Below are 17,887 nucleotides of genomic sequence, written 5' to 3'. Positions count from 1 at the left end.
AATGATAACGAAATCGTTATGTGCAGTTAATCGTTTAAATAAATTCGGGAAATGGCAAATCTCCTAATCTCAAAATTCTTTAATAAAAGTTAAAACAATAATCCACGAAAATTTACAATTCAAACTAATAACCTCTGTACTAATTGTTGCACTTCTGGTTTATCGTAGTCGCTTTCCTGCTTAATGTGTTTCATGAGTTTTTTCATGATTTTATCTTGCCGTTTTCCCGTTTCCAGGGCTAAAGAATACGGCAAGTGGGTGTACGTAACCATGGTGTAAAGCGGCAACCATTTTTCGGGAAACTGGGCATTTATCTTAGATTCTATTTTCTTCCGCAACAGAAAACGGGGGTCGGCTACCAAGTCGCGCATTTCAATAAAATTCTGAATGGCCAGTTCGGCCATGGCATCAGTATTAGGCTTGCGTACTTCCTGAAACGTCCGGAATATAGTTTGCCAGTTGTCGCCGTGTTCGTCCATTAATTGGTTTAAAACCGTGCAATCTTCGAAGCCGGCGTTCATGCCTTGCCCGTAAAAAGGCACAATCGCGTGCGCAGCATCGCCGAGCAACACTACTTTATCTTGCAGTGACCACGGAAAACATTTAATTGTTACTAGCGAACCCGTTGGATTTTCAAAAAAATCCGCCACCAAATCAGGCATCAATGGCAGGGCATCCGGAAATATTTTCCCGAAAAAATCTTGTATATCTGTTTCAGTTTGCAAACTATTAAACGACACATCTCCTTCGTAAGGGAAGAACAAAGTGCAGGTAAAAGAACCATCCAAATTAGGCAGAGCAATCATCATATAAGAACCCCGCGGCCAGATATGCAAAGCATTTTTTTCTAAAGCCCATTCGCCATCCGGATCAGGCGCAATGCGAAGTTCTTTGTAGCCGTATTCCAGGTACGTTTGGGAATATTCGTAACGTTCGGTTTTTTGCAAGGCGTAGCGCACCATCGAATACGCCCCATCGGCTCCAAACAACCGGGGCGTTTTAATTGTATAATGCTCCTGGGTAGCCGTATTAAGCATTTCTAGTTCGTTGGCGGCCAAATCTACGTGCAGGCATTGTTGGTTAAAATGCAATTGAATATTCGGATTCTGATCTACCAGATCCATAAGCGTTACATTTAACCCGCCGCGAGATACGGAATAAATTGCCTGGTTTTCTTTGCCGTAAGGCTGGTAAGATAACTGACCCTGTAAATCGTGCATCATGCGCCCATACATAGGAATGGCTACTTTCCGGATTTCGTCGGCGATACCTACTCCTTCCAGGGCTTTCCATCCCCGGTCGCTCAAGGCTAAATTTATAGAACGGCCAAACTCCACGTAATTTTGCCGCAGGTCGTTGCGCCGTTCGTACACATCTATCTGGTATCCTTTTTTAGCTAGATATAACGACAAAAGGGAGCCGACCAGGCCGGCTCCCATAATAGTTATTCTCCTATTTTCTGTCATCATATTAAAAGTAACTGCCAAAAATAGTTTAGTTGGCTAAAGTAGTAAACGTAAAGTAAACAGCAGGTTATACGTTTTAGGTGGTAAGTCATACGTTTAAAAAAGCATCCGGTCTCTGGCTTATCGCCTAAGAATCATTCGTAGAAGCTGAAGCGCAAAACCTACCACTTAAAACCTGAAACTTCTTATTGGTTAGTCAAGTGTAAGTTGACGAATGTTCATTTATGCTTAATTATAAAAAATTTATAGCCCTGGACCATCGTCTGCGGACTATGAACGAAACACTAATAATAATTGAAGTGCAGACCGAATTTCTCTTCTTCCATCACCCCTTTCCATTGCTTAATAAGTTCTTTGTATGCTTCCCCCACGGGGCGAATTTGGCGATTCATATCGTATAAGCCCAGTGCGTTTATCCGGCCATCATCAAACCGCAACGCCGAATCCCAGTCTACCTGGTCAATGAGGCTGTACCAGGTAAAACCCATTAACGGAATACCATCGCGCCGTAAGCGTTTGGCGTTCGCCCATTCTTTCCGCAACCAGTTTACCGAATTAGGTTCGATCATGTTGGTTTCGGTGTGCATTACTGGGAGCCGGTACCGTCTGTAATATTGCGTGGTGATAACGTAATAACCAAAAATTTCGCCGGAGGCACTGGTGCTGCCATTAGGGTGTACCATGTGCTCGTTGGTAAAATAATAATCATTACCCATAATGCAGTGGGCTTTAACCTGGTTCTGCAAAAACCAATGATATTCCTCGCGGGTCATACCGTTATCGAGCAAGTATTCGTACATCACCGCCCGGATAGGATACCCGTACGTTAAATCCAGCGACAAAAACCGCTTCTGATTTAAAAAATTAGCCAGTGGCGTACAACTCGGATCTTCGGCGTGAAAATACTCCGACGATTCGCTTTGAATAAACACGGCATCAGGGCGTATTTTTAATATTTCGTGCATGGCCATAACATTGGCTTTGCACAAATTTTTAAGGGCCGTTACAAAAGCCCGATCGCTGGATAAACATTCGTTCCACCAACCATATTGGGCCGAGAAAGTAGCGGCAATAAATATTTCGTTAATGGGAGTGTAATACTGTAAGTTAGGAAAGCGTTGAGCAAAAGCCCGGGCATACTCCGCAAAGTAATGCGGGAAATCGGGGTTCTGAAAATTTCCTAACCAATCGGGTACGCCAAAGTGGCACAAATCCACCAAAGGAATAATCTTCATTTCTTCCATTTTCCGGAAGGTTTCATCGGTAAAATCCCAGTGGTATTGGCCCGGACCCACGTGCGTAGAAAACAGCGGCGGACCGTAACGTAGGTAATCGATGCCCGTTTCCTTTACTAATCGAAAATCTTCTTCCCAATACTGATAGTGGAAAGATTTTTCCATTTCGTCTACTCGTTTAACTTTTCCGTCGGGTAAAATAATATTCGGATAGGAGTTTTCTATCCCGGTAGCAAACATGAATTGATTCATTGCGGATGTCGATAAAGTAATTTTAATTATATTTTAAAACCATAACGCAAGTACCGGCCGATAATATTTGTAAATTCTCCTTACTACAATTTCCGGCATTATGTTTAAATAATTTGTAGTGTTAAACCAGATGCGTTGGGCAAACGTTGCTATTTCTACAAAGATTACAATTTATAATCTTTTAGTTTCTAACCTGAACCGGATTATTAATCATGCTACCGTACTTTGTTGTTTCACCTGAATAAAAAGGTGAATTAGGTAAAAATTACCATTAATACTACTAAAAACTTGCCTGTAAGCGCAATAAATTATACGCTGCATCGATTTTAAAACTAGAATTAAATAGATTGATTTAAAAAAGACATACAATTTCTTTTTAGAATCTTGGCAAGTCTCTGGGCAAAGTTAGTAAGTAACTTCTTGTAAACACTTTTCGAAAATAACCAGAACCCAAGGAACTCCGTTGTTTGGTTTGCAGTACCATCAAGTTCAATCTGTATTTTTAAATGAGCAACAGGGTTGTTCCTGAATAAAATTTTTCGGCTTTACCGATAATAGCATTATCAAAATTAGTTATATGACTTACGAGAATTCCTTGGTTTTTGCCCGCGCTTGCGACCAGAACGATACCCTCCGAACTTTTCGCGATCAGTTTTATATTCCGCAGGTAAATGGCAAAGATGCTATTTATTTGTGCGGTAATTCTTTAGGTCTGCAGCCTAGAACGGTGCGCGCCGCGCTGGAACAGGAGTTGCTCGATTGGCAAAATTTAGGCGTAGAAGGACACTTTCACGGCCAAAATCCCTGGTTTAAATACCACGAATTGTTCAGCGAAAAAGAAGCTCGCCTAGTGGGGGCAAAACCCGGCGAAGTAATAGTTATGAACAACCTGACGACTAACCTGCATTTAATGCTGGTGTCTTTTTACCAGCCTACGCCGCAGCGTTACCGCATTATAACTGAATTTGGCGCCTTTCCATCCGACCAATACGCCCTGGAAACCCAGGTTAAATTTCACGGCTATTCTCCGGACGAAGCTATTATTGAATTAAAGCCGCGGCCCGGAGAATGTAACCTGCGTACCGCCGATATGGAAGCGGTTATTGCCGCTAATGCCGATTCGCTGGCTTTAGTTTTGTTGGGGGGAGTTAACTACTATACGGGTCAGGTGTTTGATTTAGCCGCTATCACCAAAGCTGGGCACGCGGCCGGTGCTAGGGTGGGTTTTGATTTAGCCCACGCAGCCGGTAATGTAGTATTGCAGCTACACGATTGGGAAATTGATTTTGCGGTATGGTGTACGTATAAATATTTAAATTCCGGGCCGGGTGGCGTTGGAGCTGCTTTCGTGCACGAGAAACACGCCAATAATCCGGAGTTGCCGCGCTTTGCCGGTTGGTGGGGCCATAACCAGGAAGAGCGTTTTCAGATGAAAAAAGGTTTTTTACCTATGGTGGGTGCCGCCGGCTGGCAACTAAGCAACAGCGCCATTTTAACGATGGCGGCGCACAAAGCAGCATTAGACATTTTCGACGAAGCTGGTATGCCCGCCTTGCGCCATAAAAGCGAACAACTCACCGGTTACTTAGAATACTTGATTAGAGATTTACACTTACCCGAAACCAGTTTGCAAATTATTACTCCTGCTGATCCAACAGCACGAGGTTGCCAGCTATCGCTGCTTATTCACCAAAACGGACGGGCTCTGTTCGAGAACTTAACGGCCGCGGGCGTTATCCTGGACTGGCGCGAACCCAACGTAATCCGGGTAGCGCCGGCACCCTTGTATAACTCGTTCGAAGATGTTTTTTGCTTTGCTGAAATACTACGAAAAAGCTGGGAGGTGGTAAATAAGTAGGTACCCGTAAGTTTTAAGTACTCTATTTCTTATTCCACGCACAATTGTTCCAGCGCCGTTTTGCTGCCGTAAAACACATTACAATCTACGCGGCCTTCGATTCCGGGTACGGCGCCCCGGTCGGTGTGCTGCCAGAACTTTACTTGTTTGCGGGTATAATCGGTAAGCTTTAATTTATCTACCTTGTAATGAGCAATCCAAAATGGGTACTCTTCAAAAAAGCCTTCGAAGTAATCTTTATAAAAATTATAATTTGTATAAATAATAGGTTTTACGCCGTAGCGCCATTCTACCCAGCGTAGCCAGGTACTAACCCGCTCCCGTAATTCCTCGTCAGTGGCATAGCCCGCCTGTTCCACATCCAATACGGGCGGCAAATTGCCGGAAGCTATTTCTACCTGCGTTATAAAGTTAAGCGCTTGTAACCAGGCGGGCTGGTTGGCGCGGTAAAAATGGTAAGCTCCTCTTATCAAACCCACCTTCTCCGTTCTTTGCCAGTGTCTTTGATATAAACGGTCGCGGCCATAAAAGCCTTCCGTTGCTTTAATAAATACGAAGGCGATGTGGCTTTTTTTAACCTCCGACCATTTAACGTGCGTTTGGTACCTGGATACATCTACGCCCCGCAACACTTTGCCGGCGGGCCAGTTTACCGGCTCGCCGGGTAAACCGTAATAATATATTTTCTCTTCTTTTGCCAAATGCTCCAGCGATTTCAGGCGCCCATATTTTACTAGAGCCGGCGGTGGATATTTATACAAACCAATGCCAATAGCGGCGAGTACCAATAAAACCAGCCAGTAAATCGAACGTCTTTTTTTAAGTGGTTGCCGGGTTGCGGAACGTTCCTTGGTGAATTTATTTTTTGCCAACAGCTTCTATAAAATATACCTTAATCACACCCAAAATAAGCTAACTTTTAATTGTAAGTCATGAAAAAAATCTACCTTGAATAGGCTTCTATTAAGGAAATTAAAAAAAATAGAAATAATTAATTTAAAAACTATATAAATGTTTGAATATTTTTTTTATCCAAAAAAATAATAGTATCTTAACACAACTAAATAATAGCATTATTTTCTCTTAATCCGTTTTAATTATTCTTGCGGTATGGACCAACAGCTAAACAACATCATTCAAACTAATTGTGGCAAACGGTTTGATTTATCCCGGGCTTTTCCGTTCGCCCGTAATTTAAGTGCACCTTACGGAGCGCATAACTTCGCGGTGTACAAAGCAAATCAATGCTTCTATATCAAAGGGTATAATACCGGTACCTCCGATAAAGTACTCGATACCTTCGTGCTGATTTCGGAAAACGAAGCCATGCAATATTTGAACAACAAAGGTATTAGTTAAAAGGCAGATCCCGGATTATTAATCGCTAATAACGGTTAAATCTTTAAAAATTAAAAGTAGTAGTTCGGATAAATGGAACATTTCAGGACTACTCGTTGCATTATTGCGCCAGTAGAACGCTGTTAATTACTAAATTAGCGTTTGCTCGGAATTTGTAATTAAAGTGGTTCTGTACGAGCCGGAAAATGGAACTGTAATTTGCTAGTGGCTATCTGCTCTACTAATGTTAAGAGGAGGAGTTAATTGTACCCCGAACGTGGCAAAAGTTTAAAAAATAGTCCCCAATTTACTTAACCGGGGACTATTTTTTATGATATATCTGATACACTTCTAGCCACTATACCAACCAAATAACAGAAATACTTCAAACGCTTAAAATGGCTAGCGCAGGCTTCATACTTCGCCCGGACGAGGCATAACCCTTTAAGGTATTTTACCCTGTTAATCCAACTCCCACCGGAAACGCCTACAACTAACCAAACTAGTGACTTGGACCGGACATAGCCCAGAAACTCAAATAGAACAACAAGAACTTTCTGAATTATTCGCAAACTATCTTATTTACCGCTCTTGAGAAACCATCTTCCTCCATTAACTAAATTGTTAACTATTCTTCATCAATCTCCGGTTAATATTCAGGTTTATCAGATTCATCAACTAAGTGAAGAAACGTATGTTATTGGGCAGGAGGAAGAAGGTAACTTTGCCGGTTTAAAAACGGAACTTGCCGTAGTTTAATACCTTCTTTCTGCCAGGGTGCACTTTATGCTTTAACCCTAAGTCGTGACTTAAATTTTTACCCATTTATAGGTACGGAATTAATTTAGCCACTGGCAATCGGCTCCTTAAACGCAGCCGATTGTTTTTTCTTCTTTAAAAGCTTAGTACTAAAATTTAGTATTTTTCCTGCTTTTACTCCTTCTTTAATAAACTTGCGTTTTATCGTAATATTCAAATTACTTTGGATTAATGCGTATTTTTTTGACTGAAATACGGAAAAATTACCGCTTTATCTAACTCTCGCTAAAAATATTGCGTTGGAAGAAGTATTGTAAAAACTTTAGAAACAACATTACTACTCTTTTTAAATTATACCCTTACAAAAATGAAAAAAGTACAAGTAAAAATATGGCTGCTCTTTATGCTGCTGGGCACTGCCTTTGCCGTTGTAAGTTGCGAAGACGAAAACTTAAATGAAAATAGCCGGCGCCTGACCGAAACCGATTTTGTGGTACTCGCCGCTAACAGTGATTTATTTGAAATTCAAACAGGCCGCATGGCTTCCATTAAAAGCTCCGTCACCGAAGTACGGGACTTAGGACAACACTTGGTTACTGATCATACCACCTCCAGCAACGAATTGAAAAACCTGGCAGAATTAAAAAAAATTACCATCCCTGATTCTCTAAGTGAAGATAAACGGGTACACCGAATGCGTTTGTCTGGCTTATCGGGTACCGCCTTCGATAAAGATTTTGTGAATACCCAAATAATGGCGCACGATGAAGCAATTAGCTTGTACGAAGAAGCTGCCCGCGAATTGCAGGATCCAGACCTTAAAGCATTTGCCACTAAAACCTTGCCTCAACTGCGCCTGCACCGCGAACACGCTGTAATGGTAAAAGCTAAAACGGATACGCTTTAGAAATTGACTGCCTAACCAATAATTTGTTTTATAAGTCTAGCAATCCTGTTTCTGTTGTGGGAATAGGATTTTTTATGCAAAATCGTTTTTCAACTATATTATACTTTATGCGTTATTTTTCGTATTTTTTACTCATCAAAAATGTAGAACTACAAGGTTCGTTTTAAAGGCATATCTTTCCCCCTTTTACGGATTTGAGTTTTTGCTTTATTATTTCTTGAATGCTGAATTATGAAAAAGCTGCACGTAAACTGGCTGAGTGACGGTTTGATTGATTTTGAGTACAAAAAATATCTACTCCTCGATTATTTACAGGGAGTGAAAACCGAATTTGGCGCTCAACGTTTGTATCCCATTTTCTCGGACTTAATTATGCATTATCAAAATTTAATGCAGATAAAAAAAATAAGAAATTAGTATACGAGCAATTTCCGGAGCGTATTAGTCGAGCCGATTTTGAAAAGCTGGAATTAGTTTACCAGAAAATAGTGGACGATGACGAAACCATGAAAGAGTTGGAAGATATTATTCAGTTTGCGGCTCCCTTGTTTAGTCAGGCCGTGGATACCGGCAAAGAAATATACAACACCGTCGAGCGCCACCTGGAAATAATCCCGGTGGGTATAACGCCCATTTATTTTAATGAAGGCTATTTATTTTTAGAAGAATTCTGGAGTCAGGAAACCAAAATCTACTTTTATAAAATAACTATCTTTAAAAATAACTACGAGCAATACCGGGGCATTCATACCCAACACTTGGATACGGTACGACGTGGTTTAGCCTTAACGCACGAAAGTCTTAAACTGCAGCTAGCCCGCGAAAACCGGGATTTTCCTAATCCGGCTACTTTTGCGGTAGTAGCGCGAGCTCGTTTTCCGTTCGAACATTCTATTTTACCCATTGCCAAACGCACGCTGGTAAAATATTTAAGTTCGTTGGGTGGTCTTCCGGCTAATGATTAAAGAATGAGATTAGCTATTTGTATTTTAATAGCTTAATTTACTTTTTCATTTCGTATGCCATGGCTCCTTACTTGCTTCCTGCTGCTACCTGCATTGCGCAGGTAACTTTACGCACGCACCAGCTGCCGGTGCTTACTCGTTTTTACGAACAAATAATCGGACTGCAAGTAATTCAACTAGAGCCATCTAAAGCCTATTTATCGGCCGCAGGTCAAGAGCCGGCATTGCTCGTGCTGGAACAGGACGATACAGCGCCTCGACACAACCCGCGTCAACCCGGTTTGTTTCATGTAGCGTACCTGGTTCCCAATCGGTTAGAACTGGCTCGTTGGTGGCAGCATTTTTCACAAACCAACTGGCCGGTGCAAGGTTTCGGCGACCATCTGGTGAGCGAAGCCATTTACCTCGCCGACCCAGACGGAAACGGAATTGAAATCTATGCCGATTGCCCCCGCTCCACCTGGCCCATCCAAAATGGACAAGTACAAATGACCACGGAACCGGTAGATATAGCCAGTTTAATGCGCGAATTACCAGTACCCGATAAGCCCTGGACCGGCATGGCGGCAGAAACGCATATTGGTCATATTCATTTGCAGGTAAGTAATTTAAATCAGGCCCGGCTTTTTTACCACCAATTATTAGGCTTTACGGTAATGCAGGAATCATACCCCGGTGCCTTATTTGTAGCTGCCGGCGGCTACCACCACCATATTGGCTTAAATACCTGGCGTAGCCGTGCTGCCTCTGCGCGGAACCCGGAGGCTACTGGTTTAGCTTCTTTTGTTATAAAACTGCCCGAGGCTTCTGCCCTTACCCAATTAACAACCCGTTTGCAGGAAGCTGCTTTTAAACCCGAAACCATAGGACAGAAGGGTATTCAGGTGCAAGACAAAGATGGCATTACCGTAGAATTGGCTGCTTAAAATAATTTCAGAAGAATTTTTTAAGTAAATAGGTCGGAACCCTCAAAATGATTTTTGTTCCTTCAGATTATTTTTTAATTTCGTGCCACCATTTTACCTGCTTCCGTAGTTCAATGGATAGAATGTTGGTTTCCGGTACCAATGATAGGGGTTCGAATCCCTTCGGGAGCACTTGCTGGGACAAACTAGAGAAATCGTAGTTTGTCCCTTTTTTATGCCTCGTAGTGGACTGTCTACCTAATACATAAAACAAATAGCTTCTTTTATTCAATTGGTTCAGCATTGATTTTCATCAAAATTTAAATTTTCCGGATCCCTCGAACTACGAAAACGAATGGTACCACCTACATTTCTGTCCCGAATACCATCACCACGATTACTTTTCACTAAAATATCTTTTCAGAAAAAATAAGGTGTATCCTAAATCGAGTTCGTAGTAAATATGAAAACCAAGTTTTTGATACCAAGGCAAATTTTTTAAAGTAGAGGTTTCTAAATAAATAGTTCTCTTCTTCAGGTAACTATCCCGAAGAATTTCTTTAAGCAGTTTAGTGCCCATTCCTTTATTTTGATATTTGGGATGAACGCCTATAAACCATAAATAATACATTGGTTCTTTCGGATGTATTTCCTTTATAAGAGCCTCCCGACTAAGAGTTTTTTTTATATTCATTAAGCCTATACCAAAGAAAATTAATTTTGCGTCTAATATTATAGATGTAAACGTTGTTTTCTTTTTATCCGGGTATAAGATCAGTGCGCAGGCATTTCTATCTTCTGTTAAAAATATATCACCAAATAAATAGCAAACTTCGAAAGAGTATTCCATTAAATACTGGATTCTTTCCAGCTGGTTATTACCCTGCTTAATGATATAATTGACACTCTGGTTAGCAGCAAAAGATAGGGTAAGTATATCTACCACCAACTTTTTATCCTTATAATCTGCTTTTATCATAGGAAGCATAAAAGTATAAGCTTTCCTAAAAATAAAAGAGAGTAGAAAGAGAAAAAACTTATCTTAAAACAGTTACTTATGAAAGTAAGCTATTCAGCACTCAACAGCTTGCCAAAATCCAAAGAATTTGAGGAAGAAACTTTATTCGAAGACTACTCGGCAGTATGCCGCAGTAACACTGCTACCTTTTACAAATAGCGTCAGCATTACTGCGGCAGGGATGGTAGGGTACGAAAGTGGCTTAAATATCTAGAATAAGCGAATCATCGTGTTAAATCTTTATAGGCTGAACTAACTCAGAATCTTAAATGGACTAAGGCGATTCTTAAAAAATCTTAAACCGCTTACAAAAAAGTTAACAGAAGTAATCAGCAAATTAATTGCTATTGGACTTTTCACTTGCCTTTGCCGCTTTTCTTGCTTGTTTATCGGCATTCTCGCGAGTTCTTTGGGCCCTGGCTTCCGTTCTATAGGCTTGTTTTGCTTGTTTGGCAGCATCTGCAGCATCGCCTTCTATGCGGTTTGCTTCTTTTGATCTAGCTTTGGTTTCTTTGGCCGCGGATTTACTGTCCTTTCTCAGATTCTTAGCATCACTCAGGCGTTGTTTGTCCTGTTCTTTTTGGGTTTGATTATCCAAAGTTTGACTTTGGATTGAATCCTTGGTTTGAGCAATAGTATTTACAGCAAGAAATGGTAATACTCCCAGTAATAAGGCTAGAAAAAAGATCTTGGTTTTCATAATAAGTAAGTAAGGTTCAATTATCTATACGTACTGCTTACTAGAACAACCGGATATATCTTCACTATTAATTAAACCTGTTTGTTACTTGTAAATAATTTAATAATTAAAAGAATCAAATAGATAACAAACTGCTAAAAAAACTAACTACTCTTTCCTTTTTTCTTTGGTAAAATCTCGTCTTTTGGCAAAATCGTTTTACTTGCCTGGTAATCAGAAACCGCCTTATTGCCTACTGGATTTGGTACTTTCTTGTTAGAGTTATTTCCTTTGTTTTTGCTCATCTCTATGTGTATTTAAGTATAATTATTTTCTTTTTACGCTATTATCAAAACTGCTCAGTCAATCGGCTAAATAATTTTATTAAATAGTAACTTCTAGTTATTTATTACCCCATATTTTTTGATAAGCTTCATCGCACTCTTGCTTAATATGGATGGGTAAATCGGAATCTAACATGTAGTCAAATCGAAGGTATTCAAATTCTTTCCGGAGTAAATAATAGTTTTGCAGCTGATCTGGCAATTCTAAAGGTATTTCTTGGAGTTTCCTGTTAAAATATAAAGTATACTTTTCTTCAATATTAAGAAGTACGGCAAGAAAAGCTTCTTTCTTTTCATCGAAGCTGATTTCTGTTTTAAAGGCAAAAAATTTAGGAAAGAAAGACATTACCAAATATTTTATTTAATACGGTATACGCAGTATTAATGGATAAAATAATTAATATCTAAATATTAGTAAAATAAAAACATTGTTAAACTATACAGTAGCCAGTAGACAGATGAGTTCCTGCCATGAAGAGTGAATTAATAAAGACAATATATCCAGTTATTATTCCGATGTTGCCGTATAATGATGTAAATATCATATACCTAGGCAACCATGAAAAATTCAGAAATAATCTCGCCTGATGAACAAATTACTTTTATTCAGGAAGAACTTAATACTATTGATCTTATGCGTCGTCAATTGTTCCATTTTGTTCCTTCTGAAAATAATTTAGTAATGACGTTTACTTTACAGGACGGCAATCAAGTGAATATTCCTATTCAAAACCCGTATAAAACCCGAATGTTTATTGAAGAGGTTCGTACTTATTTAGGTGAGCAAGAATTAGTAAATGAAAGAAAATTGAGCAAGATAAAGTAGTTGTATGATTTATGTACGATTTAAAAAATCTTATAAAAAGTCGTTTCTTCGAATGAAAGCAACTTCATCATACGAATTTATTTTTGTAAGATATTATCTACTATTCCCCGGGTATAAGGCAGAATTTTTATATTCTAACCATTTCTTCAAGTATGCCATCTAATCTTATAATAAAGTATCAAGCTTTATTATAAGTAGGCTAGTAATATAATTTAGATTGTTAACTATTAACACTATTTGGGTTAGACCAATCTATGCAATACGTTTCGTTATTCTGACCGCTAAACCTGATAGTAAACCCGTTTTTATTTAATTGCTTTCGGGCTATATTAGAAAGTAAATCAACATTTATGCTTGTTTTACCCGTAGCGGCCGCTTCTCTGATACTTATAAATAAAGGCTCTAATTCTTTTAATTCTGCTTCATCCAGTAATTTTATAGCCTCATCCGCAATTTTTTTGGCTTCTTCTGCCTTCATAGTTATTTTATATTTAGTTGACATTTTTAATAGGCTTTGCCAAATTATGAATTAGAAATCAGGAAGGAAGATTCATGTTAATGTATGATTTCTCTCTTTTTGACCTCTTTTTCATTCCTAAAATTATATTGGTAAAACACTTGTACTTTCTTAATACAACGGGCAGAAATACAATTAGGCTTTATTCCAGTTTAAAACCCTTTCTTCTGGTATAAATTGTTAATTTATAATTTGGTCAAGTATTAAATACGTTTGACCTTATTAATATAGGTAAAGGATGTTTCGCTTATCCCGGTAGTACCGGTTATGGGAGCAGCGCTATCCGGGTTAGCAGTACAGGCCAGGGGTATATGTCCTTCCCCGGCTAATAAACCCGAGGTGGCGTCCAGTCCAATCCAACCGGCACCCGGAATAAATACTTCTGCCCAGGCGTGCAAAGCAACTACATCTTGCTCCAACCCAAAAGAACGGGTTGGCAATAGATTTTCAGCTATAAGTTGCACCGAATACCCCGAAACAAAACGCGCCGCCAAGCCCAAATGCCGCATTATCTGCACCAATAGCCAAGCCGAATCCCGGCAGGAACCCAACGCCTGCATCAAAGATTCCTCGCTGGTTTGCACGCCCGGCTGCAGCCGGACAGTATAGGAAATGTTCTGGTATATTAGTTGGTTTAGCATTATCAGAAAATCCACCGTTCCTCGTTTCGACTGGTCTAATCGCTGTAACAACTGTTCCATCTGCGGACCAGGTAAGCTAACTTCCAGATAAGGGCCTAGGTCTTTCTTTAATTGGGCTTCATAAGTAAAAGGAAAATATTCGGCGTAAGCATCCAGAAAAAAATCAAAAGGATTGAGAGGCACCATATGGGCAATAATTTCTACTTCAATCAACATTTCCCGCATGGGCTCCTGAAAATCTACCCGGGCCACAAAGTTCCCGAAAGGGTCTTGTTGCCAATGTATTATATGCGTATCGGGCTTGATAATAAGCGAATAAGCTTCGATTGGGGTGCGACTGTGGGCAGCGGGCTTTAGTCGGAATAAATGAGGAGATAGGAAAACCGGCCGATCGTATTCGTACTTGGTTTGATGGAAAATAGAAACGCGAACAGCCATAAATACTTTAAATTAGGTAATACGATTAAGAATGGAAGCTTAAATGGATTTAAACAACAAAGTAACTTATTGACGATCAATGGTTAGCAGAAATTTACTATCTCTTGCTTAATAAAAATGGCTGGGCTAGTATAGCAAGTAAGTTGTTTTGCGTTTTAAGCTTTCCGGAATCAAGAAAGGCAAAACAACAAATGAGTAACCTGGTTCAACAATCTTAAAGGATAAAGGACTTGCTTTTTCTTAGAAGCTGTTTTTAAAATGCTCCTCCAGGGGAGTTAGGCAAAATAAAAAAAGTATTCGGATAAGTTAAGAATAGTTGAACCACCCCTTTACCAAAACCGAAATGAGTACCAGTTAAAAGCAACAAAAGCGACGGAGATATTCAAGCGGTATTAACCCAAATGGCTAGCAAAAGTTAATGGAACGATTGAAATGGCCAAATTCGACAACTAGAAAAGCAGGTCGTTCAGTAACCGATACGGTGGTACCGGTTAACCAGGACAAAAATAGTTTGCCGGCTCCAATAGCTTTTGTTTTATTAAACTTTAGTACTGAAACAAAAAATTAGTACCATTGCGGATCCACGTCTCAAAGAAAGAATTATCATTAAATTCCCCGGAAAGTAAGGCAAAGTCCGCCTCGTTCTTAGCGGGACGGGAGCCCATAAAGCTAGCCAGAGACTTTTGATTATTTGGGGTCCATTCCTGTCCTTTTTTTAGTGCTACACAGAGATATTCGTGCGTGGTCGTATCAACTAAATATTTTCGGTTCATGTTATGGGTTGTAAAAGTTTTTAAATTTTTGCTAAACAGTTTAAATAAAAGAAAGTAAGCTATGCACCCCGGAAAATAAAAAAGCCTTACCAAGAGTAAGGCTTCTCGAGAACAAGCTATATGAATCAACTAAACGAGTTTCACATTCACAGCGTTTAGTCCTTTTTTTCCTTCTTGCAGGTCAAAAGTTACTTGGTCATTTTCTCGAATATCTTGCAATAAGCCCGATACGTGGACAAAGTAATCCTGATCTGAATTTGTTTCTTTAATAAAACCGAATCCTTTTTGGTCATTAAAGAATTTTACTACTCCGTTAGTCATCTTATTTTTTTAAATTATATACTTATGACATATTAATAACCTCTTACGTTCATTAATTTCTTTCTATCCTAAATAAATATTTTACCATATTCAAGTAAGTGGTTGAAAATAGATAAAACAGGAGGAAATTGCTTAGTCATAAAACCAGCTTTCATTTATCTTTTGGTAAGGGTTTGATTCATATACCGGGTACTATTTCGTTTTCTTTTCATCTTGCGAATTAAAAGAAGAAAGCAGGAATAAATCTTTAAGCGGTTGCTTGCAAAGAAACGATAAACTCCGAACCTTCTCCCGGCGTACTCTCAACCCGGATCTCGCCGCCCACATTTTCAACAATCTTTTTTACCAGGTAAAGCCCAATACCCGTTCCTTCTCTATCGGTTTGCAGGCGGGTAAATCGGGTGAAGAGAAGTTCCTTTTTCTCTGCCGTAATTCCTACGCCATTATCTTTCACGGCTAGTTGAACCATACCATTATTCTTTTCGGTTTTAATTCTAATTACCGGAACCTGGCCGGGTGGTTGATATTTAAGGGCATTGCTTAAAAGATTATACAAGATACTGCGCAGGTTTTTGCGGGAGAACTCCATTACCGGCTCCTGAATGTCTAGTTGGATTTGCGCCTGGCTTTCATGAATTTTGTCCTGGAGCGTCCATACTACTTCCTGAATAATATCGGCGAAGCGCAGTTTTTCCCCCTTTTCCTGGTAATTACCTTCTATTTTAGCAATCTCGGAAAGATCATTAATAATAGTCCGCATTGTTTTAATGGATTGAACCAAAAAATCCGCAATATTTTTTTGCTCTTGGTTCTCTTTTCCTTCCTCTGCCATTAACTCGCGAGAAGTCACCATTAAAAGTTCCACCAAGCCTTCAATATTGGCTAAGGGTACTTTTAAATCGTGCGAAACGGAATAGATAAAGGTTTCGTGGGAGGCATTGAGCTTTTCTACCTCCCGCAAAGTTTTAATCCGGTCGGTAATATCGACAAAAGTAATAATGACGCCATTTGCCTTATTATGCTTTTTAATCAGGTAAGGAATGATATTCATCTGAAACCAGCGCAAATCCGTCGTTTGAATTTCTTTCTCCAGAATCTGACCCGTATCGATTACCTGCTGAATATTCTCCGTGATGGTGGAATAACGAATGTGATCGACCATCTCGGCTATGGGCCGACCAATATGGTCGGGCGAAAAGCTAAACTGTTTCATGGCCGGCGGGGTAAACTTGCGCAGAATTAAATTAGCATCCACGAAAAGCTGGGGAATAATGGTATTACTGAAATAGTTCTCCAACTCTTCGTTGAGTTCTATCAGTTCTTTTATCTGCTGGTTACTTGATTTTTCCACGGTAAGGTATAATAAAATTATATTGGCATTTTCCTTAAATTAACAGCAGATTAGACTAATTTTTTAATAGTTTAGCAGCCGAGGAACAACCTTTAAGGCATGCGATAAACGACTGAATTGATATTCATACCAGCGCCTACCGAAGCAAGCACAATAATATCACCTGATTTTACTCCCTGATTTTTTAATTCTCCTTTCAGTAAAAGGTCCAGCAAGGTAGGAATGGTCGCGACAGAAGCATTCCCCAACCAGGAAATAGTCATGGGCATAACATTTTTGGGTATTTCAGCGATAGAATACAAACCATACAACCGTTTTAAAATAGCATCATCCATTTTGCCGTTTGCCTGATGAATAAGTACTTTCGTAACTGCCTGAAGGGGCAGTTTTGCTTTTTCGAGGCACTGCTGAATAGCTTGGGGAACGGTTTTCAAGGCATATTCATAGAGTTTTCGTCCATCCATTTTTAAGAATAATTCTTGCCCATTGTATTCTGGGTTATTTGATTTATCCATGCGTAACAAATGCGCAAACTCTAAGGTATCCGACCGGGTATTGTGCGCCAATATACCCACGGAATTTTCGCTTTCTTTCGCCTCCACTAGCACTGCTCCCGCACCGTCGGCAAATAACATACTGTCCCGGTCATGCGGGTCGGATATTCGGGATAAAACCTCTGCCCCAATTACCATAATTTTTCTGGCATCGCCGGATTTTAGAAAATAATCCGCTTGAATTAAACCTTGTAACCATCCGGCACAACCAAAAGGCAAATCATAAGCTACGGTAAAGGGGTTTTTTATTCCTAATTTAAATTTTACCCGCGCGGCAATGCTGGGTACAAAATCCGATCTTTTATTATTGGCCTTTACATCCCCAAAATTGTGCGCTACAATTATATAATCTAATTGCTCTTTATCTATTGTAGAGGAACGGAGAGTATCTTGTGCCGCCAGAAAGGCAATATCAGAGGTTACCTGGTTATCGGAAACGTGCCTCCTTTCTTTTATATCTGTTATCTGTTCAAATTTTTCTACAATTTCAGAGGTTGTTTTAGTCAGCTTTTCTCCAACAGAATCATAAAATATTTGATTGTAAAAATCTTCGTTGGGAATGACTCTAGCCGGCAAGTATTTTCCAGTTGCCGTTATTACGGAATATAAATTTGTACTCATTCAGAGTGGGGTGGGGATTTTGTTTTATGAAACTAAAGATTATTTAAACACTGGGCAAACAATCCTGATAAATAACTAATTAAGCGGGCAACAAACAAGTATTTGAGTCCAAATAAAAT

The 17,887-nt window shown here is 39.6% G+C and carries 21 protein-coding genes and 1 tRNA gene; 9 read left to right on the top strand and 13 right to left on the bottom strand.

Going from position 1 to position 17,887, the window contains the following annotated elements; all coding sequences use genetic code 11:
- Positions 1 to 119 precede the first annotated feature (119 nt).
- Together AHMF7605_RS23875 and AHMF7605_RS23870 are read right to left on the bottom strand one after the other, a co-directional pair.
- Complete coding sequence (locus AHMF7605_RS23875) at positions 120 to 1,469, bottom strand: FAD-dependent oxidoreductase (protein WP_317046558.1); 1,350 nt, start codon at positions 1,467 to 1,469, stop codon at positions 120 to 122.
- Between the two features lie 281 nt (positions 1,470 to 1,750).
- Positions 1,751 to 2,953, bottom strand: coding sequence for a family 1 glycosylhydrolase (locus AHMF7605_RS23870; RefSeq protein WP_106932486.1), 1,203 nt, complete (start codon positions 2,951 to 2,953; stop codon positions 1,751 to 1,753).
- 577 nt (positions 2,954 to 3,530) lie between these two features.
- On the opposite strand from AHMF7605_RS23870, the gene kynU reads away from it, so the two are divergent.
- Positions 3,531 to 4,811: a kynureninase gene (gene kynU / locus AHMF7605_RS23865; protein WP_106932485.1), complete on the top strand. Its 1,281-nt coding sequence runs from the start codon at positions 3,531 to 3,533 to the stop codon at positions 4,809 to 4,811.
- 29 nt (positions 4,812 to 4,840) lie between these two features.
- On the opposite strand, the gene AHMF7605_RS23860 is transcribed toward kynU, so the two are convergent.
- Positions 4,841 to 5,683 (bottom strand): glycoside hydrolase family 25 protein, encoded by an 843-nt coding sequence (locus AHMF7605_RS23860; RefSeq protein ID WP_158267606.1) that lies wholly within the window; start codon positions 5,681 to 5,683, stop codon positions 4,841 to 4,843.
- A 238-nt stretch (positions 5,684 to 5,921) separates the two neighbouring features.
- Between AHMF7605_RS23860 and AHMF7605_RS23855 the strand changes: the two genes are divergently transcribed.
- The 7 genes from AHMF7605_RS23855 (at position 5,922) to AHMF7605_RS23825 (ending at position 9,877) form a co-directional block, all read left to right on the top strand.
- Positions 5,922 to 6,170 carry a hypothetical protein gene (locus AHMF7605_RS23855; protein WP_106932483.1) on the top strand — a complete coding sequence of 83 codons (249 nt, stop codon included), beginning with the start codon at positions 5,922 to 5,924 and terminating at the stop codon, positions 6,168 to 6,170.
- 570 nt (positions 6,171 to 6,740) lie between these two features.
- Positions 6,741 to 6,908 (top strand): nuclease A inhibitor family protein, encoded by a 168-nt coding sequence (locus tag AHMF7605_RS23850; protein WP_158267605.1) that lies wholly within the window; start codon positions 6,741 to 6,743, stop codon positions 6,906 to 6,908.
- Between the two features lie 367 nt (positions 6,909 to 7,275).
- Complete coding sequence (locus tag AHMF7605_RS23845; RefSeq protein WP_106932481.1) at positions 7,276 to 7,815, top strand: DUF4142 domain-containing protein; 540 nt, start codon at positions 7,276 to 7,278, stop codon at positions 7,813 to 7,815.
- 231 nt (positions 7,816 to 8,046) lie between these two features.
- Positions 8,047 to 8,232, top strand: a complete 186-nt coding sequence (locus AHMF7605_RS23840) for a hypothetical protein (protein ID WP_106932480.1) — start codon at positions 8,047 to 8,049, stop codon at positions 8,230 to 8,232.
- A gap of 71 nt (positions 8,233 to 8,303) precedes the next feature.
- Positions 8,304 to 8,780 (top strand): hypothetical protein, encoded by a 477-nt coding sequence (locus AHMF7605_RS23835; protein WP_106932479.1) that lies wholly within the window; start codon positions 8,304 to 8,306, stop codon positions 8,778 to 8,780.
- A gap of 59 nt (positions 8,781 to 8,839) precedes the next feature.
- The gene (locus AHMF7605_RS23830; protein WP_146153660.1) at positions 8,840 to 9,706 is read left to right on the top strand and encodes a VOC family protein; all 867 of its coding nucleotides are present in this window, start codon (positions 8,840 to 8,842) and stop codon (positions 9,704 to 9,706) included.
- 99 nt (positions 9,707 to 9,805) lie between these two features.
- A tRNA-Arg gene (locus AHMF7605_RS23825) sits at positions 9,806 to 9,877 on the top strand.
- 205 nt (positions 9,878 to 10,082) lie between these two features.
- Here AHMF7605_RS23825 and AHMF7605_RS23820 read toward each other — a convergent pair.
- From AHMF7605_RS23820 to AHMF7605_RS23810, 4 genes are all read right to left on the bottom strand, one after another.
- The gene (locus AHMF7605_RS23820) at positions 10,083 to 10,664 is read right to left on the bottom strand and encodes a GNAT family N-acetyltransferase (RefSeq protein WP_106933594.1); all 582 of its coding nucleotides are present in this window, start codon (positions 10,662 to 10,664) and stop codon (positions 10,083 to 10,085) included.
- Between the two features lie 376 nt (positions 10,665 to 11,040).
- Positions 11,041 to 11,403 (bottom strand): hypothetical protein, encoded by a 363-nt coding sequence (locus tag AHMF7605_RS23815; RefSeq protein WP_106932477.1) that lies wholly within the window; start codon positions 11,401 to 11,403, stop codon positions 11,041 to 11,043.
- A 143-nt stretch (positions 11,404 to 11,546) separates the two neighbouring features.
- Positions 11,547 to 11,687: a hypothetical protein gene (locus tag AHMF7605_RS30270; RefSeq protein WP_199200301.1), complete on the bottom strand. Its 141-nt coding sequence runs from the start codon at positions 11,685 to 11,687 to the stop codon at positions 11,547 to 11,549.
- A gap of 97 nt (positions 11,688 to 11,784) precedes the next feature.
- Positions 11,785 to 12,072, bottom strand: a complete 288-nt coding sequence (locus tag AHMF7605_RS23810; RefSeq protein ID WP_106932476.1) for a hypothetical protein — start codon at positions 12,070 to 12,072, stop codon at positions 11,785 to 11,787.
- A 213-nt stretch (positions 12,073 to 12,285) separates the two neighbouring features.
- Here AHMF7605_RS23810 and AHMF7605_RS23805 point away from each other — a divergent pair, with 213 nt between their 5' ends.
- The gene (locus AHMF7605_RS23805) at positions 12,286 to 12,552 is read left to right on the top strand and encodes a hypothetical protein (protein ID WP_106932475.1); all 267 of its coding nucleotides are present in this window, start codon (positions 12,286 to 12,288) and stop codon (positions 12,550 to 12,552) included.
- Positions 12,553 to 12,772: 220 nt separating this feature from the next.
- Here the strand turns inward: AHMF7605_RS23805 and AHMF7605_RS23800 are convergent, their stop codons facing one another.
- The 6 genes from AHMF7605_RS23800 to AHMF7605_RS23775 form a co-directional block, all read right to left on the bottom strand.
- On the bottom strand, positions 12,773 to 13,030 hold the full coding sequence (locus AHMF7605_RS23800) for a hypothetical protein (RefSeq protein WP_106932474.1): 258 nt from the start codon (positions 13,028 to 13,030) through the stop codon (positions 12,773 to 12,775).
- A 242-nt stretch (positions 13,031 to 13,272) separates the two neighbouring features.
- A complete protein-coding gene (locus AHMF7605_RS23795; protein WP_106932473.1) occupies positions 13,273 to 14,148 on the bottom strand; it encodes a transglutaminase family protein in 876 nt (291 codons plus the stop codon).
- 545 nt (positions 14,149 to 14,693) lie between these two features.
- The gene (locus tag AHMF7605_RS23790) at positions 14,694 to 14,921 is read right to left on the bottom strand and encodes a hypothetical protein (protein WP_106933593.1); all 228 of its coding nucleotides are present in this window, start codon (positions 14,919 to 14,921) and stop codon (positions 14,694 to 14,696) included.
- A 129-nt stretch (positions 14,922 to 15,050) separates the two neighbouring features.
- Positions 15,051 to 15,242 (bottom strand): cold-shock protein, encoded by a 192-nt coding sequence (locus AHMF7605_RS23785; protein WP_106925907.1) that lies wholly within the window; start codon positions 15,240 to 15,242, stop codon positions 15,051 to 15,053.
- 247 nt (positions 15,243 to 15,489) lie between these two features.
- The gene (locus AHMF7605_RS23780; protein WP_233219239.1) at positions 15,490 to 16,593 is read right to left on the bottom strand and encodes a sensor histidine kinase; all 1,104 of its coding nucleotides are present in this window, start codon (positions 16,591 to 16,593) and stop codon (positions 15,490 to 15,492) included.
- A 92-nt stretch (positions 16,594 to 16,685) separates the two neighbouring features.
- Positions 16,686 to 17,768 (bottom strand): 3-oxoacyl-ACP synthase III family protein, encoded by a 1,083-nt coding sequence (locus AHMF7605_RS23775; protein WP_106932471.1) that lies wholly within the window; start codon positions 17,766 to 17,768, stop codon positions 16,686 to 16,688.
- Positions 17,769 to 17,887 lie beyond the last annotated feature (119 nt).

Source organism: Adhaeribacter arboris (assembly GCF_003023845.1).
In the GTDB taxonomy this organism is placed as follows: domain Bacteria; phylum Bacteroidota; class Bacteroidia; order Cytophagales; family Hymenobacteraceae; genus Adhaeribacter; species Adhaeribacter arboris.
This window is presented reverse-complemented; position numbering and strand designations above follow the sequence as displayed.